Below are 21,097 nucleotides of genomic sequence, written 5' to 3'. Positions count from 1 at the left end.
AGATTTGAATACAGCTAATTATAATTTATACGAATCGATTATAAGAGGTCGCGTAAAGTACATTAAAAACACTTTTTTACTTTTAGTTTTCTTATGTTCGTTATCTGTATGGTCACAGCAGCCAGCTAAAGACTCAGTTAAAACAGGATTTAATTTAGGCACAATAAAAATGCCTAAATCTTCTAGTATAGAGTCTAAATATACTTATGATGCTATTACAGATCGTTATATTTTTACCGAAAAAATAGGCGAATTCAACATTAATTACCCTATTATTTTAACACCAAAGGAGTTTCAAGATTTGGTGGCTAAAGAGAATTTAAAATCTTATTATAAAGAAAAGATTGACGCCTTTGATGGTAAAAAAAATGGTACAGAAGATGGACAGAAAAACTTATTACCAGAGTTTTATGTTAATTCAGATCTTTTTTCAACCATTTTTGGTAGTAATGTAATTGAAGTTGTTCCGCAGGGGTCTGTAGAAATGGATTTAGGTGTTTTGTTTTCAAAACAAGATAACCCTTCATTTTCACCAAAAAACAGAAGTAACTTTACATTCGATTTCGATCAAAGAATTAGTCTAAGTTTATTAGGTAAAGTAGGTACTAGAGTACAAGTTAATGCTAATTACGATACACAATCTACCTTCGATTTTCAAAATCTTATTAAATTAGAATTCGATCCAACCGCCGGTGGAGGCGAAGATTCTATCATTCAAAAAATAGAAATAGGTAATGTTAGTATGCCTTTAAACAGTTCTTTAATTACAGGAGCACAAAGTTTATTTGGTGTTAAAGCACAATTACAATTTGGAAGAACCACCGTTACAGGTGTGTTTTCAGAACAAAAATCGCAGGCTACAACTGTGGTTGCCCAAGGTGGCGGGACATTAGAGGAATTTGAACTCTTTGCTAGAGATTACGACGAAAACCGACATTACTTTTTAGCACAATATTTTAGAGACAAGTACGACCAAGCCTTGGTTAATTATCCGTTTATAAACAATGGAGGTGTACAAATTACAAGATTAGAGGTTTGGATAACAAATAGAAGTAATAGAACCGAGAATGTTAGAAACATCGTTGCGCTTCAAGATTTAGGTGAAAGCGATAAATTAGGGTCTTCTGTACCAGTAAACTCTGCACCAGGAGCTTATCCAGACAATGGAAATAATGGTTTCGACCCAACAACTATTGGTTCAGGCTCTATTTTAACAGAAGCCATTAGAGATGTTGCTACTGCCCAACAAGGTTTTGGCCCACTATCTAATCAAGTAAAAGAAGGTTTTGATTATGCCAAATTAGAAAATGCAAGAAAATTAATTAACGGTCAAGAGTATGTTTTTAATTCACAATTAGGATATATTTCGTTAAATCAACGATTAAATAACGACGAGGTTTTAGCTGTAGCTTTTCAATATACACGAGGCGATAAAGTGTATCAAGTAGGTGAGTTTGCTAACGATGGTGTTAATGCTACCGATGTGTCTACCGATACTAATTCAGGGCAAGTAACACAAGTTGTAAACACAAATTTGGTTTTAAAATTATTAAAGAGTAGTATTACTAACATTAATCAACCCATATGGGATTTAATGATGAAGAATATCTACGACACAGGGGCTTATAACCTTAGTTCAGAAGATTTTAAATTCAATATTTTTTATAACGAAGCATCGCCTTTAAATTTTATAAAACCAGTAGATGGTACTCCGTTTCCTTTATTCGATAATTTAACAACAAATACAAGTGATGATAAGGAAATAATAGACACACCATTACTACGTTTATTTAATTTAGATAAATTAAATTACAATAACGATCCGCAAAGTAATGGTGATGGTTTTTTCGATTTTGTACCAGGCTTAACAGTATTGCCCCAAAACGGAAAAATAATTTTTACTAAAGTAGAACCCTTTGGGCGTTATTTATTTGATATTTTAGATAATGATGGTAACCCCAATAATAATGAAGCAGACTATGAGGCAGACGAATATGCCAATGCCAATCAAGAAAAATACGTCTACGATATTCTTTATAAAGAAACAAAAACAGCTGCGTTAGAAGAAATTGAGAAGAATAAGTTTCAATTAAAAGGACGTTACAAATCCTCTGGAGGCGACGGTATTCCTTTAGGTGCATTTAACGTACCTCGTGGTTCTGTAAAAGTTACAGCTGGTGGTCGTGTTTTGGTAGAAGGTATTGATTATACAGTAAATTATCAATTAGGTCGTGTTCAAATTTTAGACGAAGCCTTAAAAGCATCAAACACACCAATTCAAGTATCAACAGAAAATAATGCAGTCTTTGGTCAGCAAACAAAACGTTTTACAGGTATTAATGTAGAGCATAAATTTAACGACGATTTTGTTTTAGGTGCAACACTTTTAAACCTTAACGAGCGTCCACTTACTCAAAAAGCAAATTACGGTACAGAACCTATTAATAATACCATTTTTGGCTTTAATGGTAACTACGCTACCGAAGTGCCCTTTTTAACACGTTTAGCAAATAAATTACCAAATATAGATACCGATGTACCATCAAACTTATCTGTTCGAGGCGAGTTCGCTTATTTAGCACCAGGAGCGCCAAAGGGAACAGATTTAAACGGAGAAGCAACATCTTATGTTGACGATTTTGAAGGGTCTCAAAACGCTATCGACTTAAAATCACAACAATCATGGTTTTTATCCAGTAGGCCAAAAGATGTAGATGGTAATAATGATGAAAATGAAGTTAAAGATGGTAATGGAATAGAAAACGGTTACGATAGAGCCATGTTAAACTGGTATAATATCGATCCTATATTTTATAGTAATCAGCGTCCAGGAGAAATATCAGACGACGATATTTCTACCTTATTTACTAGTCGTGTGTTTATAAACGAGCTTTTTCCAGATAGAGATTTAGTACAGGGTCAAATATCTGTAATTAATACTTTGGATTTAGCGTACTACCCAGAAGAACGTGGGCCTTACAATTTTCAACCCTATGGCCTTAATGGAAACGATTTAACATCGCCAAAAGACTCTTGGGCAGGTATTACACGCCAATTAACATCATCAGATTTAGAACAAGCCAATGTAGAGTATATCGAGTTTTGGTTGCAAGACCCATTTCAAGATAACCCAAATGCAGCTACCGCTGGTGGTAAGTTAGTGTTTAACTTAGGTAACATTTCTGAAGATATCGTTAAAGATGGGCGTAAATTATACGAAAACGGATTACCAAAAAACGGAGATATTAGCGGGTTATTACCAACAGATTTTGGATCGGTAGTGCCACAAAACCAATCTTTAATTTACGCATTCGATTCTACAGGAGAAGAGCGTGTAAACCAAGATGTAGGTTACGATGGATATGATGACAACGAAGAGTTAGCCAAATTTGGAACAGGATTTGGAGACGATCCATCAAACGATAACTATTCTTATTTTTTAAATACAGAAGGAGATATTTTTGAGAGATATAAAAAATATAATGGGGTAGAAGGCAATACACCAGATACGTTTTCTGACACGCAAAGAGCAGGAAATACCCAACCAGATGTAGAGGATATTAATCGTGATAATACCATGAACACGATTGATAGCTATTTTGAATACGAATTAGATATAAGTAGAGCTTCGTTTCCAGAGGTTAATGATATAGATGAAATACCAGATACTAATACGTTTAAAGAATTTTTAACAGACATTAAAGTACAGCCTCGTACACTTGCCAATGGAGACAGAGTAGATGTAAGATGGTATCAAGTAAGAATTCCAATTGACGTGCCTTTAGATAGATTTGATGACGATTCTAATCCTAGAAATCAAATGTATAAAAGGTATGGAGGTATTACAGATTTTAGATCTATTCGTTTTGTTAGAATGTATTTAAAAGAATTTGAAGAGAAAACAGTATTTCGTTTTGGAACGTTAGATTTAGTACGAAGTGATTGGAGACGTTATAAACAAACTTTACAAGCTAACAAAGATAACCCAGACGACGATGCTACCGATTTTTCTGTAGGTATTATTGGTACTATAGAAAACGAAGGTAGTTATGTTGTGCCGCCTGGGATAGAACAAGAAGAGTTATTTAATAACAATACGGTTGTGCGTCAAAACGAACAATCTTTAGTTGTAAATGTTTGCGATCTAGAATCGCAAGATTCTCGTGGTGTTTATAAAAACTTAAATGTTGATATGCGCCAATATAAACGTTTAAGAATGTTTATACATGCAGAGGAAGAAGGAAATGGTTTTAATGACGAATCTGATAGCGATCCTAATAAATCCTTAGTTGGTTTTATAAGAATGGGTAACGATTTAACCGAGAATTATTATCAAATAGAATTGCCTTTACAGAAATCGGCAAAGGGATCTACAAACGAAAATGAAGTCTGGCCAGAAGAAAATCAAATAAACTTAACTATAGATGTTTTAGGTAAAATTAAAGCAGAGCTTATTGCCAATCCTTCAAATGGAGAGGCTAGTTTTTATGATGTTATAGGAGACGATGTATTTGCTACAAATGAGTTTGCACCATATACTGTTGGGCAGCATCGTGTGGCCATAAAGGGTAATCCTAATTTTGGAGATATACGTACACTTATGGTAGGTGTAAAAAATGCTGTTGCAGGCGATACGCCAGCAGCATCTCCTGTTTGTGCCCAAGTTTGGTTTAACGAATTACGTTTATCAGACATGGATAACGAAGGTGGTTGGGCTGCAGTTTTAAGTGTAGATACCAATGTGGCCGATTTTATGAATATTAGCGCTACAGGAAGGCGCAGTACTTCTGGTTTTGGTACTATAGAGCAAGGTCCAAGTCAACGTAGTTTAGAAGATGTAAAGCAATACGATGTTGTAACTAATATTAATGTTGGGCAACTATTACCTAAAAAATGGGGTGTGCAAGTCCCTTTTAATTATGCACAAAGCGAAGAAACTATTACACCTAAATACGATCAGTTTTACAAGGATTTAACTTTAGAATCACGTTTAAATGCAGCAGAAACAGCTGTCGATAGAGAAGAGGTTAAACAAAATTCAGAAGATTATACAAAGCGCCAAAGCATCAACTTTATAGGGGTAAGAAAAACAAGAACAACAGATAAGACACCGCGTTTTTACGATGTAGAGAATTTTACATTCAATTATTCGTATAACAAAATGGAGCATAGAGATTTCGAAATCGAAAATGCTGTAAACAAAACAGTAAGAGCAGGGGCAAATTATGCTTTTAATTTTAATCCGGTGCCTATAGAACCATTTAAAAAGAACGATTCTATTTTTAAAGGCAAGTATTGGAAGTTTTTAAAAGATTTTAATTTTAACTTATTACCAACAAGTTTTACTATTAATACAGATATTAACCGACAATTTAACAAGCAAAAGTTTAGAGAGATTGACTTAGGTGGAGATAATATAGGTATAGAAGAATTGTTTAGAAGAAATTACACGTTCGATTTTCAGTATACTATAAATTACAACCTAACAAAATCGTTGCAATTTAACTTTACAGCTGCAAACAATAACATTGTACGTAATTATTTTAAAGATAATATTGTAAACGGAGAGCAAGATCCAACTCTAGATGTTTGGGATGGGTTCTTAGATTTTGGAGATCCTAATAGGCAAAATCAAGATTTAGGTGTTACTTATAAACTGCCTTTAAATAAAATACCAACCTTTAGTTTTATAGATGCTACTTATCAATATAGTGGTAATTTTCAATGGCAAAAGGGATCTGATTTATACGGAGCGTTAGAATTTGAAGGTAACACATACGATTTAGGAAATAACATCCAAAATGCCAATACGCATAATATTAATGCAAATTTGGACATGAGAAAGTTTTACAAATACGTAGGGTTGGAAAAAAAGCCAACAAGAACGGTTAGAACGAGAACTAGAACTAGAACTTTACCAGGAAGTCCTCCAGGTGTGCCAAAGAAAAAAGAATCAAAACCAAAAAGTAAAAATAAGGCAGGTGCCAAATTACTTAATGCTGGTATAGATGTGTTAACGAGTATAAAAAGAATAACGCTTAACTATTCTGAAAACAACGGAACATTTTTACCAGGTTATTTACAGTCACCAGGATTTGTTGGAACTTTAAAACCAACATTAGGATATACATTTGGAAGCCAAAGTGATATTAGATATTTGGCAGCAAGACGAGGTTGGTTAACTGTTTTTCCAGAATTTAACCAGCAATATACAGAAACACATACTAAACAATTAGATGTTTCTGCAAACCTAGAACCTGTTAAAGATTTAAAGATAGATTTAGTTGCTAATAGAGCTTACTACGAAAACTTTACAGAGAATTATAGAGTAGATGTTGTAGGTAATAGTTACGAGTATAATGCTTTAACACCCAATACTTTTGGAAACTTTAATATATCAACCTTATTAATTAAAACAGCATTTAGTAAAAGTGATGAAGTAACATCGGATGCTTTTAACGATTTTAGAGATAATAGATTAACAGTAGCAAGACGTTTGGCAGCAGAAAAAGGAGCAGATGTTAACGATGTAGATGACGAAGGTTACCCAAAAGGATTTGGTAAAAATAGCCAAGCAGTATTATTACCATCATTTTTAGCAGCCTATACAGGTAAAGATGCTAACGATGTAAAATTAGGAGCATTTAGAGATGTGCCAATACCTAACTGGGATTTAAAGTACACAGGTTTCATGAAAATGAAATGGTTTAAAGAACGTTTTAAACGTTTTTCTGTAACGCATGGTTACCGTTCGGTTTATACCATTAATCAATTTCAAACAAACTTAGATTATACCGCTCCAAACTATGCCTTAGCTTATAATGACGCCAACCAAGTAGCAGAGTCTAAAGATCAATCTGGTAATTATAAAAACGAAACATTGTACAGTAATATTAACTTGTCCGAGATGTTCAGTCCGTTAGTAAGAATAGATTTTGAGATGAAAAATTCTATTAAAATTCTAGCAGAAATTCAAAAAGACAGAATGTTATCTTTAAGTTTTGATAATAATTTACTAACCGAAATTCAAGGAAATGAATATATTTTTGGTTTAGGGTATCGCATAAAAGATGTACGTATTAAATCGCAATTGGCAGGTCCTAAAAAACGTATTGTAAGCGATTTAAATATGAAAGCAGATATTTCTGTTAGAGATAATAAAACTATTATAAGGTATTTAGATCTTGAAAACAATCAAGTAACTTCAGGGCAAACCATTTGGGGATTAAAATACTCTGCAGATTATTCGTTTAGTAAAAACCTAACAGGTATATTTTATTTCGATTATTCGTTCTCAGAATATGCTATATCTACAGCGTTTCCTCAAACAACTATACGATCAGGATTTACCTTACGTTACAATTTTGGAAATTAGTAATTATTAATTTGATAATATATTTTGAATAAATACATTTGCTAGACTAATTAAAAAATAAAATAATGAACATTCCTTCAGAATTAAAATACACAAAAGATCACGAATGGGTTAGCGTAGATGCAGACATAGCAACTATAGGTATTACAGACTTTGCCCAAAGTGAATTAGGAGATATCGTTTATGTAGAAGTTGAAACTTTAGATGAAACTTTAGAAGCAGACGAAATCTTTGGAACAGTTGAAGCTGTTAAAACGGTTTCTGATTTATTTTTACCACTTTCAGGAGAAATTATTGAGTTTAATGAAGGTTTAGAAGACGAACCAGAAACTGTAAATTCTGACCCTTACGGTGCAGGTTGGATGATTAAAGTAAAAATATCTAATCCAGAGCAAGTAGAAGGTTTAATGTCTGCAGATGACTATAAAGCGCTTATTGGTGCTTAAAAATCTTATATTTTTTGCAAGTATACTGTATACACTTGCTTTGCTAACTGTGTGTTTAATATCGCTAAGAAATTTACCAGATGTAGGTGTTTCTCATGGCGATAAAATATTTCATTTTTTAGCCTATTGCGTTTTTACTTTATTATGGGTGTATACCTTTATTTTAAAGTTTAATTGGGCAAAGAAAAAAGCAATATTAGTAGCTGTTATAGTTGCGGTGCTTTATGGTATACTTATTGAGGTATTACAAGGTACAGTAACAACAGTAAGATCTTTTGATTATTATGATGCTTTAGCCAATAGTCTAGGAGCATTAATAACCGCATTAGTTTTAAAAGTAAAAAACAGAATTACTTATTAAAAATATATAAACGTTTGCATTTTTGATAAATAAATAGTTATTTTAGCAATCCTCTAAAACAGATAAAATATGGAACTTAAAAAAAATCCTAAAGCCAATGTTGGACGTAACAGTTCACTATACTTTGCAATTGGTTTAGCATTAATGTTATTTTTAACAAATTATGCGATTAATTATAAAACATACGATAAGGCAGTTATTGATATAGGTATGTTAGATATGGAAGAAGAGCTTGAAGAAGAAATTCCATTAACAGAGCAATTACAAACACCACCGCCACCGCCACCGCCACCAGCAGCTCCAGAAGTTATTGAGATTGTTGAAGATGAAGAAGAGGTTGAAGAAACTGTAATTGAGTCTACTGAAACAGACCAAGAAGAAGAAATTGTTGAGGTTGAAGAAATTGAAGTAGCAGAAATAGAAGAAGATATAGAAGTACCATTTTCTGTAATTGAAAATGTACCAGTATTTCCAGGTTGCGAAAAAGGTAGTAATGCTAAGAAAAAAGCATGTATGTCTGAGAAAATTTCAAAATTTGTAAATAGAAAATTTAATACAGAGTTAGCTTCAGATTTAGGATTATCTGGAAGACAACGTATAAATGTAATCTTTAAAATTAGTAAAACAGGAGCCATTACAGGTATTCGTGCAAGAGCTCCACATCCAGGATTAGAAAAAGAAGCTGCTAGAGTTATTGGTATGCTTCCAAAAATGAAACCAGGAAAACAACGTGGTAAAGCAGTAACAGTTCCTTATTCATTACCAATTATTTTTCAAGTACAAGATTAAATTACTTGCTTTTAAGCAGTTAAATACTACTTAATTATAGCTTAAAATTATAAAAATTAAAAACCCGTTACATTTATGTAACGGGTTTTCTTTTTTGGTATGCTTATTGTTATTTTATCATAATATTAACATTTTAAATAATAATAATTATGAGAACTTCAAAGAAGACTCACGAACTCATTCGGCAAAATGAGCAAATCGTGAAAAAATCGCAAAAGCATGATGCGAATTTACAAAAAAACTCAACCCTTTACTTTCAAATAGGGTTAATTGTATGCTTAATGGCTGCCTATGGTATGCTTGAAATGAAATTTGAAGCAGCAACTTTATCCAATGATGATTTGGTTGTAGATTTAATTGACAACACAGAACCTCATGCAGAAGAGTTTAAAATCTATGTAGAGCCTGTTAAAGAAGTCAAGCAAAAAGAGGTTAAAAAGGTAGTTTTAACTAAAGAACCTAAAATTGTAGACAATGATACTAAAGTTTTAAAAGCTTTAGACATTATAACCGAAGAAGACGATACAACGTCGGAGAAACCTATAAACCCTGGAGATTTAGATAATATAGAAGATATTCCTGAAGATGTTATTGTAGATTTTGTAACTATAGAGCAGGTTCCCATTTATCCGGGGTGCGAAAGCAAAAAAACGAATTCGCAACGTAAAAAATGCATGTCTGAAAAATTAACAAAACTCATTCAAAAAAAATTTAGAACCGATTTGGCAGGAGATTTAGGATTATCTGGTATACAAAGTATTCAAACACAATTTACTATAGATAATACAGGTAACATTAAAGATGTTAAAACGCGGGCGTCTCATCCAAAACTAGAAAGTGAAGCAGAACGCGTTATTAATAGCATTCCAGAAATGAAACCGGGTAAACAGCGAGACAAGGCAGTAGGTGTTAGGTATGTTTTGCCAATTAAATTTAAAGTAGAGCATTAAACAACGCTATAATTTAATATGTATAAAGTCGTTATCTGTATAGATAGCGACTTTTTTTGATGTTTCTATTGTTAAAAATATAGTATCTTTCGGCTTTAATTAAATCTCTACTTTAATTTTTATGAAGAAATTCATAGTTCTACTTTTACTGGTTATTCAGTATAATTTATATGCTCAAAATAAATCTTATATCGAGAAATCTCCAGTTTTTCCAAATTGTAAATCATCTTCAATAGACTCGTTAAGACTTTGTTTTGATAGAGAAGTAAACACGTTTATTTTTAATAATTTTAAGGTGCCACAAAATGTTGTAGAAGAAAAATATAAAGGAGAAGTTGTCGTGCTTTTTGAAGTAGATAAAGAAGGTGTGTTTAAAACCATTTATGTAGATGGTATGTATAAGGAATTAATACAAGAAACAGATAGAGTTTTTGCCGAGTTACCAAAAATTACACCAGGCACATATAATGGTAAGCCAACGTTTACACAATATTCGCTAGCTATAAAAATACCACTTGTTAATGAAGCAGCGAAGGCAAAGACATTAGGCAAAATAAATAAAATATCGCAATTAGAGGCACAAGCAAAAACAGAATTCGATAGTGTTATAAAGGTACACACACCTTATACAGGAAAGGCATATTCTAGTCAACTAAATATTCCGTTTGTACATAGCGAATATGCTAAGTTTGATAGAAACATGAATGTTGTAGGCACGAATAGTCATACTGCATCTAAGCCTTTTTTATATGATGAAGTTTCTAAATATTATGATTTTAAAGCTGAAAAAGAAAAATTAAAAAAAGATGCTGATTCTTGGGTAGAACGCAAACTTTGGAACGAGCATTTAGTGCAATTACAAGCTAAAGATTATTGGTTTACTGTAGATCCAATTTTAGATTTACAAGTTGGAAAAGATACTGATGCCGATTTTGGCTCAACTTACAACAATACAAGAGGGTTTGTTGTGCAAGGAGGTTTGGGTAAAAACTTTAATTTCTATTCTACGGTTTACGAAAGTCAAGGGCGTTTTGCACGTTATGTAAACGAATATGCCGAATCTTTAAAGGCCTTTGGTCCAGATCCAGCTATTATTCCTGGTCGTGGTATAGCCAAGCGTTTTAAAACAGACTCTTACGATTATCCTGTGGCCGAGGCTTACATGTCTTATTCGCCAGCTAAGTTTATTAATATACAGTTTGGGCATGGTAAAAATTTTATAGGAGACGGTTACAGGTCTTTACTATTAAGCGATGTTGCTAGTCCGCACCCTTTTTTAAAATTAAATACCAAGTTTTGGAAAATTAAGTACACCAATACTTGGATGTGGCTTAAAGATGTAAGAGATGCAGCAACTGTAGATAAGGCTTTCTTGACTAAATATATTGCTAATCATTACTTGAGTTGGAATGTGTCTAAGAAATTAAACATAGGTTTATTCGAATCTGTTTTGTGGACAAATACTAACGATAGGGGTTTTGATGTTAATTATTTAAACCCTATTATATTTTATAGAGCCATTGAGTTTGAAACAGGGCAAGGCGCAGGAAATGCACTTTTAGGCGCATCGGCTAAGTACAAATGGAATGATAATATTAATTTTTATAGTCAGTTTATTTTAGACGAATTCTCTTTAAGCGATGTAAAAGCAGGCGATAAAAGCTGGAAAAATAAGTTTGGTTACCAATTAGGCGTTAAATATTTCAATGCTTTTAATGTAGATAATTTATTATTACAATTTGAGTATAATAGAGTACGACCTTATACATATTCTCATAACACTATTGTTTTAAATTATGGGCACAATAACCAATCTATGGCACATTTATGGGGTGCAAATTTTAGCGAAGCTGTTTTAATAGGACGTTACCATTATAAGCGTTGGTTTGGTAATGCAAAAATTGTTGTTGGTAATCGTGGGTTAGATTTTAACGATGGTACAGATAATTTTAGTTATGGTGGCGATATTTATAGAGATTATAATGATCGTCCTTTTAATAACGGAGTAGAAGTAGGTCAAGGTTTAAGTGCAAAAACTTTTAACGCCAATTTGCAAGCTGGTTATGTTATAAATCCAGCATCTAATTTAAAGGTGTTTACAGACATTACGGTAAGAAATTTTAACCCAGACGCAACTACAATGTCTACTTTTAAAAGCGATACGGTTTGGTTTAATTTTGGTGTAAGGACTGATTTGTTTAACTGGTATTTCGATAATTAATACGTTTAACTTTTGCGTTAGGGATAGCAGCGAAAAGCCCACAGCGAAGGCACGAAGCGAGGACTTGTAGCGTATAGCCCGACCCTTGTGGTAACGCCCAAATATGTGTTGTTTTATAAGTGTTTTAATTTCCCTAATAAAAGCATTGCTCGAAATGCTATAATAGAGTATCTTTGCACTCGCATTTAAAAGCGATCAATACAATTAAACTTTGAGTGATTCAAATTCTTCATTAGCAACACCTTCTGTTATTTCTGATTTTAAAGAAATTACAAAAATGCGATTGGCATTAAGCGTTGTGTTTTCATCTCTTGCTGGATATTTATTAGGCGTAGATACAGTAAATTATAAAACCTTAGTATTATTGGCTTTTGGTGGCTATTTTATGGTGGGAGCATCTAATGCATTTAATCAAATTATTGAAAAAGATTTGGATGCTTTAATGCACAGAACAAAAAATAGGCCAATTCCTTCTGGACGCATGTCTGTTACTACTGCTTTTATTATAGCTTTAGTTTTTACCATTTTGGGCATTGCTATATTGTATACAATTAATAAGCAAACTGCCATGTTTGGCGCTATTTCTATATTTTTATATACTTGTGTGTATACACCCTTAAAAACAAAAACACCTATAGCAGTTTTTGTTGGAGCCATACCTGGCGCTATACCGTTTATGTTAGGTTGGGTTGCTGCTACAGACGATTTTGGTATTGAGCCAGGAACATTGTTTGCACTTCAGTTTTTTTGGCAATTCCCTCATTTTTGGGCTATTGGTTGGTTTTTGTTTGAAGATTATAAACGTGGCGGATTTTTTATGTTGCCAACAGGAAAACAAGATAAAGGCACAGCTGTGCAAACTATAATGTATACTATTTGGACATTGTTGGTGTCTATAATCCCTGTTTTTGGCTTTACAGGTAGGTTACAATTGTCTATTATAGCTGCTGTTGTAGTATTTATTTTAGGATTAGGCATGTTGTATTATGCTATTCAATTGTTTAAAAAAATGACAGAGAAAGCTGCTAAAACATTAATGTTAGCAAGCGTATTGTATATTACATTGGTACAAATTGTTTATGTAATAGATAAATTTATAAGATAAGCATGGATTTAACTCAAGGTACTTTAGAAGTAAAAAAAGGAAGAGCAAAAAAAATGATGCTATGGTTTGGTATTATTTCTTTAATTATGTCTTTTGCAGGCTGGACTAGTGCTTTTGTGGTAAGTAGTTCTAGACCAGATTGGTTAAAAGATTTTCAATTACCAAATAGCTTTTTAATAAGTACTATTGTTATTATTTTAAGTAGTATTACTTTTATTTTAGCAAAACAAGCTTTAAAAAAGACGAATAGACAACAAACATCTATTTGGTTACTTGTTACATTGGTTTTGGGTATTGTGTTTGTGTTTTGTCAGTTTTCGGGCTTTCAGCAAATCATAGATGCAGGATATAATTTTACAGGACCTACAAGTAATGTAACCATGTCTTACATTTATTTAATAGCTATGGTGCATATATTGCACGTTGTTGTTGGTTTAATTTGTTTATTGGTTGTAATTTATAATCATTTTAAACAAAAGTATTCGGCAACAAAAATGTTAGGCTTAGAATTGGCTGCTACATTTTGGCACTTTATAGATATACTGTGGGTCTATCTGTTTTTATTCTTATATTTTGTAAGATAGATTATTATTGAATTATTAATGATTAAGCACGCATCTTTTTAAACATTTTCTAATGTGTTTAAAATTTGTTGGATGATGCTTCATTAGAAAAATAAAATGATTATTTTTGTGCAACTTTTAAATAACAACCATTATATATGAGTACAGCAGTAGCAAATACTGGAGCAGAAGGTAAAACTTGGAATGGCGGAAACGAGCCATTAAAAGCAAGTTACGGTAAAATGATGATGTGGTTTTTCATCGTGTCGGATGCCTTAACATTCTCAGGCTTTTTAGCAGCCTACGGATTTTCAAGATTTAAATTTATTGATGCATGGCCAATTGCCGACGAAGTGTTTACACACGTTCCGTTTTTTCATGGTAATTATCCTATGATATATGTAGCGTTTATGACGTTTATACTTATCATGTCTTCGGTAACTATGGTATTAGCTGTAGATGCAGGTCATCATTTAAACAAGTCTAAAGTTACTATTTATATGTTTTTAACCATTATTGGTGGAATTATATTTGTTGGATCTCAAGCTTGGGAGTGGGGCACTTTTATTAAAGGAGATTTTGGAGCAGTACAAACTAAAGGAGGAAATATTCTTCAGTTTGTAGATACAGATGGTAAACGTGTAGCACTTAGAGATTTTGTTGTAGCAGATACACATGTGGACAGAACACAACACGAAAGTAAAAACGGTTTATGGTTTGTTGGAGAAGGCACTTTACCAACTTATACTGTAGAAGAGGTTATACATGGTTTAGAAGCTAACGAAAATGTTTTAATAAGAACACAAGTAATAAACGAAGAAGGTGAGAAAACAGTACTTTCTAGAGCAGAGTCTTTAAAGCAATTAAAAAGCAATGGTAAAGTAGTTGTAGAAGGTGCAAACCTTCATGTAAACGAGTATGGTTCGCCTTTATTTGCAGATTTCTTTTTCTTTATTACAGGTTTTCACGGTTTTCACGTGTTTTCTGGTATTGTTTTAAATATTATTATTTTCTTTAATGTAGTATTAGGAACGTACGAAAAACGTAAAAGTTACGAAATGGTAGAGAAAGTTGGTTTATACTGGCACTTTGTCGATTTAGTATGGGTATTTGTATTTACATTCTTTTACCTAGTTTAATTATATAAAAGTTTATCTTTTCATTTCTTTGATAAAAGAAATCTAAAAAAGCATTTAAAATGGCACAAGAACATAAATTAGAAATATTTAGAGGCTTAGTAAAATTTAAATCTAATACTCAAAAAATTTGGGGAGTTTTAATTTTCTTAAGTATAGTTACAGCAATAGAAGTTATTTTGGGTATTATTAAGCCAGAATGGGGAAAATCTATGGTTTTAGGTATGAAAGCACTTAACTGGATTTTTATAATCTTAACTATTGTAAAAGCATATTACATTACTTGGGATTTTATGCATATGCGTGATGAAACTAAAGGGTTAAGAAGAGCTGTTGTTTGGACAGGTATTTTCTTAATTTTATACCTAATATTTATCTTGCTACAAGAAGGTGGTTACGTATTTAGAGTTTACGATAACGGTTACATAAAAAGAGATTTTTAATTAACTAATAATTTTGAGTTAGAATAAGCTCAAAACAAGTGTTAAATAAGATATATAAAGACGGTTTTTAAACCGTCTTTTTTTATTTTTGCAAAATATAAAAAAGAAAATATTTAATGGATTTTAAGAAAGTTGGTAGATATGTAGTATTAGGAGTTTTATTCTTTCTTCCTGTTACTTTTTTATTGTTTTTGTATCCGGCAACACATAATTATACGCCTTTAGATATTGTTAACGAGTCGGTATTAGACTTAAACGGTTTTACATCTGATACAGAAGAAACTATTCTTTTAAAAGACCACATTACAGTTCTTGGTTTTTTTGGTAAATATCCTATGGATAAAGCCACAACAGCCTTAAACCTAAAAGAATTGGTTTATGATACATTTAAAGGTTTTAAAAAGTTTCAAGTGGTAATTGTAATGCCAAAAGGAACAGAGGAAGCTGTAAAACAACTTAAAGAAGAAATAAGTTCTTATCAAGACATTAGATTTTGGCATTTTGTTTTTGGCGAGCCAGAAACTATTCGAGGTGTATTTGGTAGTTTAAAAAGTAAAGTAACATTAAGGCACGACTTTTCTACAGATCATGTTTATATTATAGATAAAGATTTAAACCAACGTGGGCGTTTAGATGATAGAACAGATAACGAATTAGAAAAAAATAAGGCCATTTATGGATTGTATTCTTTTAACTGTATAAAAGTAGCAGAAATTAAAAATAAAATGAGCGAGGATATGCGTATTTTATTTACAGAATACAGACAAAAGCGTAAAGGTGAGTTTAACTCGGATACCCGAAGAGCAAGTGATTTAAAAAATAGTGATGAAGAAAAATAATTATTCGTACATAGGTATTGCATTTGTAATTTTAGTTTTTGGAATTTATTTTATACCAAAAATTGTAGATAGAATTACTGCTGAGGACGTAACAAGAAACGAAAGCAGATCAGATTTTAAAGCTAACAATAAATCTAAACCGTCTAACTTAGCATTTATAGAAATTAATGGAGAAGCCAAAAAAGTACCTGCTTTTTCGTTTACAAACCAAGACGGTAAAACAATTACCAATAAAGATTATGAAGGTAAGGTTTATGTCTTAGAATTTTTCTTTACTACTTGCCCAACTATTTGTCCAAGAATGAATGCCAATTTGGTTCAGGTTCAAAATACATTTAAAGATTTTGAAAACTTTGGAGTAGCATCGTTTACAATAAATCCTGATCATGATACATCACAAGTTTTAAAAGCTTATGCCCAGAAACACGGTGTTACAAATCCTAATTGGAACTTTCTTACCGGCGATAAAGAAGCTATATATAACCTATCTAACAAAGGTTTTAATTTATATACAGCCGAAGAAGAAAGTGCTGCTGGTGGTTTTGAGCATTCTGGTAACTTTGCTTTAATAGATAAAAATGGATTTATTCGTTCTAGAAAAGACGCGCATGGTAATCCTATTATATATTATAGAGGTATTGCATCTGAAGCAGAAAAAGTTGATGACGATGGTGCTAAAGAAGAAATAAGCGATTTAAAAGAAGATATTAGAAAACTTTTAAACGAGTAATTATTTTTTTTAACCTTTCTCTTAAAAATCTAATTAATATATTATGAGCCAAGACAATCAAATTTTAGACGAAAAAAAATATAACAAGTTAATTATAGTATTATCTGTAGTAATTCCTTTGGCCGTAGCCATTCTTTTTGGTGTAAAAATAGATTTAGAATTGCCTGTTTTTTTACCACCAATTTATGCTACTATTAATGCGCTTACTGCTCTAGTTTTAATTTTAGCGGTAGTACAAATAAAAAAAGGAAATAGACAAACACACGAAAAACTAATGAAATTTGCTATAGCGCTTTCTGTTGTGTTTTTGGTGTTGTATGTATTGTATCATATGACAAGCGACTCGACAACTTACGGTGGCGAAGGCACTATTAAATATATTTACTATTTTATATTAATAACACACATTTTATTATCTGTAGCTGTTATTCCTTTTGTACTAATAACATTTGTTAGAGGTATAACTAATAGCATAGAAAAACATAAAAAAATTGCCAAAATAACATTTCCATTATGGTTATATGTGGCAGTTACTGGAGTTATTGTTTATATAATGATTTCACCTTATTATGTTTAAAAAGTTATTTTAAGCATGGTTTAATAATCTGCATTATGAAAAACAAGGTATTCTTTTTTCTTATTTCGTTTCTCTTTTTTATAAAGGCAAATGCGCAGTGCGCTATGTGTCGTGCGGTTTTAGAAAGCGAAGAGGGACAAACCACAGCAGAGGGTATTAATAATGGTATAGTGTATTTAATGGCTATACCGTATATATTAGTTGGTGGTTTAGGCTTCTTTATTTACCGTAAATATTTTAAGTTAAAAAAAGAATAAATTTTTTTTATAATAAATATTGTAACATTTCTTTGTAAAGAAAGTCTAATGTAAAAGAACATTAAGCTTGTGCTATTTAATTTGAGGTAAGCTCTTAAAATAAATAGTGTTAACTAATCAATCAAAGAATGTTAAAAATCAATCAACTTCACAAATCCTATGCAATAGGAGACTCTAGTTTGCATGTTTTAAAAGGTATAGACCTTTCTGTAGAAGAGGGTGAAATGGTAGCTATAATGGGCTCTTCGGGTTCTGGTAAATCTACATTACTTAATATTATTGGCATGTTAGATGAAGCCGACTCTGGAGATTATATTCTAGACGAATTACCTATTAAAAACCTTACAGAAAAGAAAGCAGCTGTTTACAGAAATAAATTTTTAGGTTTTATTTTTCAGTCTTTTAATTTAATAAATTACAAAACTGCACTAGAGAATGTTGCTTTGCCTTTATACTATCAAGGTATAAAACGTAAAGAAAGACAAGAGTTGTCTTTGTTCCATTTAGAAAAAGTAGGCCTAGCAAATTGGGCTAAACATTTACCTAAAGAGCTTTCTGGAGGACAAAAACAACGTGTGGCTATTGCTAGAGCTTTGGCAGCAAATCCCAAACTTTTATTGGCAGATGAGCCTACAGGAGCATTAGATACCAAAACGTCTCACGAAATTATGGCTTTTATTCAATCTTTAAACGATGAAGGAAAAACCATTTTAATGGTAACGCACGAAGAAGATATAGCCAACATGTGTAAACGCATTGTACGTTTACGCGATGGTGTTATTATGGAAGATAAAAAAGTAGATCAAGTTAGAGCAGAGCAATATGTTTGATTTAGACCTTTGGCGCGAAATTTTTCAAAGTATAAATAAAAATAGAACCAGAAGTTTGCTTTCTGGTTTTACGGTGGCTTTTGCTATTTTATTATTTACCATACTTTTTGGAATAGCAAACGGATTGCAAAACACGTTTTCTGAAGCTTTTGTAGACGAGGCTTCAAATTCAATTTTTATTAATTCTGGACGAACAACTAAAGCGCATAAAGGCCTTCAAGCTGGTAGACGTATTCAATTTAAAAATGAAGATTTCGATTATGTAAAAAAAGAGTTTGGCGATAAAGTAGAGTTTATTACTGCAAGAATATATAAAAATGTAGTCGCTTCTTATAAAAACGAACAAAATAGTTATCCGTTAAGAGCTGTGCATCCAGAGCATCAATATATAGAAAAAACCTTAATGCAATCTGGTCGTTATATTAATAATAATGATTTAGAAAACCGTACTAAAATTGTTGTTATTGGGCGTTTAGTAGAAGAAGATTTATTTGTTAAAGAAAAAGCTTTAGGTAAGTATATTAATTTAAGCGGAATACCTTATAAAGTTGTTGGCGTTTTTCATGATGATGGAGGCGATAACGAAGAGCGTATGATTTTTATGCCAGTAACAACAGCACAGCGTATTTATGGTAATAATGATTACATCAATCAGATAAATTTAACTTACAACCCTGATATGGATTACGATCAGGCCTTGTCGTTTAGTACGTTACTTACTAAAAAATTAAAGAATAGATTTTCGGTTGCTAAAAGCGATCAAAGAGCTATTAGAATTCGTAATATGGCTCAAGGCACTAAAGCTATAAGCCAAATGAGTTTTGGGCTTACGGTTATTATTCTGGTTATTGGTTTTGGTACTTTAATTGCAGGAATTGTAGGTATTAGTAATATTATGATTTTTATAGTTAAAGAACGTACCAAAGAAATTGGAATACGAAAAGCACTTGGAGCTTCACCTAAATCTATTGTTTCTATCATTTTAATAGAATCTATACTTATAACCACCATTGCTGGTTATGTTGGTTTGTTAATAGGTGTTGGTGTGTTAGAGTTAGCAGAACCTAGTTTAAAAGACTTTTTTATAAAAGATCCAGGAGTAAGCAATAGTTTAGTAATAGGAGCAACTGCCACTTTAATAATTGCAGGAGCTATTGCGGGATATTTACCTGCAAAAAAAGCATCGAAAATTAAACCAATAATAGCCTTAAGAAACGACTAATTATGTTAAGATTTTTATTCGAAAGAGATACCTGGCAGGAAGTTTATGATAGCTTTAGTAAAAACAAACTAAGGTCTGTTTTAACCATGGTTGGTGTTTGGTGGGGCATATTGTTGCTTATAGGTTTATTAGGGTCTGCAAAGGGATTAGAAAACTCTTTTAATCGCTTATTTGGTGATTTTGCAACCAATAGTGTATTTATTTGGGGGCAAAGTACAAGTAAACCGTTTAAAGGTTTTCAAGAAGGGAGACGTGTAAACTTATCTTTAACCGATGCTAAAAAAATAGAAGAAAATATTGAGGGTATTGAGTTTGTAGTGCCCAGAAACCAAAGAAACACAGATGTAGTTCGAAACTTAATGTCTGGTAGCTTTTTAGTTGCTGGAGATTACCCTTTGTTAGATGTTGTAGAAAAAAAGAGATTAATAAGCGGTCGTTTTATTAACCAAAGTGATATTGATAGTAGAAAAAAAGTAGCTGTTATATCAGAAGAAATATATAAGCAACTGTTTCAAAAAAATGTGGAAGCAGTAGGAAACTATATTCAAATTAATGATATCAATTTTATGGTTGTTGGGGTTTTTAAAACATCTACAATTAATATGGGGCCTTCTACAGAAATCCATATTCCGTTTACTACATTTCAGCAAGTTTATAATCAAGGCGATCGTATTGGTTGGATGATGATTACTGGAAAACCAGAATATAATATCGTTCAAATAGAACGGGATGCCAAACTATTATTAAAAAACTTAAACGATATACACCCAGAAGACAATCGTGCATTTGGCAGTGCTAATGCAGGAAAAGAGTTTGGAAGAGTTACAGGCTTTTTAACAGGAATGCAGTTTTTAACTTGGTTTGTAGGCATTGCAACCCTATTTGCAGGTGTTTTTGCCATTGGTAATATATTATTAATAACAGTTAAAGAGCGTACCAAAGAAATAGGAGTAAGAAGAGCTTTGGGAGCAACACCTTATGAGATTAAAAGGCAAATAGTTGTAGAGGCAGTTTTTTTAACATTAGTAGCAGGGATTTTTGGAATTATTACTGGCGGGTTAATTTTAATAGGTCTAGATTCAGCTTTTGGCCAAGGTCCAGATGCCACTATAGTTAACGCATCTGTATCTATAGCAGTTGTATTTATAGCCTTAATTATATTAGTTGTTTTAGGAACATTAATAGGGTTAATTCCAGCATTTAAAGCCACAAGTATAAAACCAATAGAAGCATTACGAGAAGAATAAACAATC

Annotated in this window: 17 protein-coding genes; all 17 read left to right on the top strand. The window is 32.1% G+C overall.

What is annotated here, in order from left to right:
- Window positions 1-4: 4 nt before the first annotated feature.
- Window positions 5-7,375 carry a T9SS outer membrane translocon Sov/SprA gene (sov, locus tag ABD715_RS07670; protein ID WP_425567956.1) on the top strand — a complete coding sequence of 2,457 codons (7,371 nt, stop codon included), beginning with the start codon at window positions 5-7 and terminating at the stop codon, window positions 7,373-7,375.
- A 65-nt stretch (window positions 7,376-7,440) separates the two neighbouring features.
- Window positions 7,441-7,821 (top strand): glycine cleavage system protein GcvH, encoded by a 381-nt coding sequence (gene gcvH, locus ABD715_RS07665; protein WP_344787557.1) that lies wholly within the window; start codon window positions 7,441-7,443, stop codon window positions 7,819-7,821.
- Window positions 7,793-8,182: a VanZ family protein gene (locus ABD715_RS07660; RefSeq protein WP_344787556.1), complete on the top strand. Its 390-nt coding sequence runs from the start codon at window positions 7,793-7,795 to the stop codon at window positions 8,180-8,182. Before gcvH ends, ABD715_RS07660 begins: the two co-directional genes overlap by 29 nt.
- A 69-nt stretch (window positions 8,183-8,251) precedes the next feature.
- The gene (locus ABD715_RS07655) at window positions 8,252-8,971 is read left to right on the top strand and encodes an energy transducer TonB (RefSeq protein ID WP_344787555.1); all 720 of its coding nucleotides are present in this window, start codon (window positions 8,252-8,254) and stop codon (window positions 8,969-8,971) included.
- 200 nt (window positions 8,972-9,171) lie between these two features.
- Window positions 9,172-9,921, top strand: a complete 750-nt coding sequence (locus ABD715_RS07650) for an energy transducer TonB (RefSeq protein WP_344787554.1) — start codon at window positions 9,172-9,174, stop codon at window positions 9,919-9,921.
- Window positions 9,922-10,042: 121 nt separating this feature from the next.
- A complete protein-coding gene (locus tag ABD715_RS07645; protein WP_344787553.1) occupies window positions 10,043-12,142 on the top strand; it encodes a gliding motility protein RemB in 2,100 nt (699 codons plus the stop codon).
- A 211-nt stretch (window positions 12,143-12,353) separates the two neighbouring features.
- Entirely contained in the window at window positions 12,354-13,247 is an 894-nt protein-coding gene (gene cyoE / locus ABD715_RS07640) for a heme o synthase (protein WP_344787552.1), read from the top strand.
- A gap of 2 nt (window positions 13,248-13,249) precedes the next feature.
- Window positions 13,250-13,831, top strand: coding sequence for a cytochrome c oxidase subunit 3 (locus ABD715_RS07635; protein WP_344787551.1), 582 nt, complete (start codon window positions 13,250-13,252; stop codon window positions 13,829-13,831).
- Between the two features lie 137 nt (window positions 13,832-13,968).
- Complete coding sequence (locus ABD715_RS07630) at window positions 13,969-14,949, top strand: cytochrome c oxidase subunit 3 (protein ID WP_344787550.1); 981 nt, start codon at window positions 13,969-13,971, stop codon at window positions 14,947-14,949.
- A 59-nt stretch (window positions 14,950-15,008) separates the two neighbouring features.
- Window positions 15,009-15,389 carry a cytochrome C oxidase subunit IV family protein gene (locus ABD715_RS07625; RefSeq protein WP_344787549.1) on the top strand — a complete coding sequence of 127 codons (381 nt, stop codon included), beginning with the start codon at window positions 15,009-15,011 and terminating at the stop codon, window positions 15,387-15,389.
- A 116-nt stretch (window positions 15,390-15,505) separates the two neighbouring features.
- Window positions 15,506-16,228, top strand: coding sequence for a hypothetical protein (locus ABD715_RS07620; RefSeq protein ID WP_344787548.1), 723 nt, complete (start codon window positions 15,506-15,508; stop codon window positions 16,226-16,228).
- On the top strand, window positions 16,215-16,958 hold the full coding sequence (locus ABD715_RS07615; protein WP_344787547.1) for an SCO family protein: 744 nt from the start codon (window positions 16,215-16,217) through the stop codon (window positions 16,956-16,958). The genes ABD715_RS07620 and ABD715_RS07615 overlap by 14 nt, the downstream gene beginning before the upstream one ends.
- A 43-nt stretch (window positions 16,959-17,001) precedes the next feature.
- On the top strand, window positions 17,002-17,535 hold the full coding sequence (locus ABD715_RS07610) for a DUF420 domain-containing protein (protein WP_344787546.1): 534 nt from the start codon (window positions 17,002-17,004) through the stop codon (window positions 17,533-17,535).
- Between the two features lie 35 nt (window positions 17,536-17,570).
- A complete protein-coding gene (locus ABD715_RS07605) occupies window positions 17,571-17,792 on the top strand; it encodes a hypothetical protein (protein WP_344787545.1) in 222 nt (73 codons plus the stop codon).
- Window positions 17,793-17,920: 128 nt separating this feature from the next.
- Window positions 17,921-18,622 carry an ABC transporter ATP-binding protein gene (locus ABD715_RS07600; RefSeq protein WP_344787544.1) on the top strand — a complete coding sequence of 234 codons (702 nt, stop codon included), beginning with the start codon at window positions 17,921-17,923 and terminating at the stop codon, window positions 18,620-18,622.
- Window positions 18,615-19,844: an ABC transporter permease gene (locus tag ABD715_RS07595; protein WP_344787543.1), complete on the top strand. Its 1,230-nt coding sequence runs from the start codon at window positions 18,615-18,617 to the stop codon at window positions 19,842-19,844. Before ABD715_RS07600 ends, ABD715_RS07595 begins: the two co-directional genes overlap by 8 nt.
- Before the next feature lie 2 nt (window positions 19,845-19,846).
- Window positions 19,847-21,091 (top strand): ABC transporter permease, encoded by a 1,245-nt coding sequence (locus ABD715_RS07590; RefSeq protein ID WP_344787542.1) that lies wholly within the window; start codon window positions 19,847-19,849, stop codon window positions 21,089-21,091.
- The last annotated feature ends 6 nt before the right edge of the window (window positions 21,092-21,097 follow it).

The sequence above is a fragment of the Postechiella marina genome (assembly GCF_039538365.1).
Taxonomy (GTDB): Bacteria; Bacteroidota; Bacteroidia; order Flavobacteriales; family Flavobacteriaceae; genus Postechiella; species Postechiella marina.
This window is presented reverse-complemented; position numbering and strand designations above follow the sequence as displayed.

Coding starts and splice junctions, on each gene's coding strand:
- ABD715_RS07635 (WP_344787551.1), top strand. CDS start 13,250: ATGGATTTAACTCAAGGTACTTTAGAAGTAAAAAAAGGAAGAGCAAAA.
- ABD715_RS07605 (WP_344787545.1), top strand. CDS start 17,571: ATGAAAAACAAGGTATTCTTTTTTCTTATTTCGTTTCTCTTTTTTATA.
- ABD715_RS07600 (WP_344787544.1), top strand. CDS start 17,921: ATGTTAAAAATCAATCAACTTCACAAATCCTATGCAATAGGAGACTCT.
- ABD715_RS07655 (WP_344787555.1), top strand. CDS start 8,252: ATGGAACTTAAAAAAAATCCTAAAGCCAATGTTGGACGTAACAGTTCA.
- ABD715_RS07630 (WP_344787550.1), top strand. CDS start 13,969: ATGAGTACAGCAGTAGCAAATACTGGAGCAGAAGGTAAAACTTGGAAT.
- ABD715_RS07590 (WP_344787542.1), top strand. CDS start 19,847: ATGTTAAGATTTTTATTCGAAAGAGATACCTGGCAGGAAGTTTATGAT.
- ABD715_RS07615 (WP_344787547.1), top strand. CDS start 16,215: ATGAAGAAAAATAATTATTCGTACATAGGTATTGCATTTGTAATTTTA.
- gcvH (WP_344787557.1), top strand. CDS start 7,441: ATGAACATTCCTTCAGAATTAAAATACACAAAAGATCACGAATGGGTT.
- ABD715_RS07610 (WP_344787546.1), top strand. CDS start 17,002: ATGAGCCAAGACAATCAAATTTTAGACGAAAAAAAATATAACAAGTTA.
- ABD715_RS07645 (WP_344787553.1), top strand. CDS start 10,043: ATGAAGAAATTCATAGTTCTACTTTTACTGGTTATTCAGTATAATTTA.
- ABD715_RS07620 (WP_344787548.1), top strand. CDS start 15,506: ATGGATTTTAAGAAAGTTGGTAGATATGTAGTATTAGGAGTTTTATTC.
- ABD715_RS07595 (WP_344787543.1), top strand. CDS start 18,615: ATGTTTGATTTAGACCTTTGGCGCGAAATTTTTCAAAGTATAAATAAA.
- ABD715_RS07660 (WP_344787556.1), top strand. CDS start 7,793: ATGACTATAAAGCGCTTATTGGTGCTTAAAAATCTTATATTTTTTGCA.
- ABD715_RS07625 (WP_344787549.1), top strand. CDS start 15,009: ATGGCACAAGAACATAAATTAGAAATATTTAGAGGCTTAGTAAAATTT.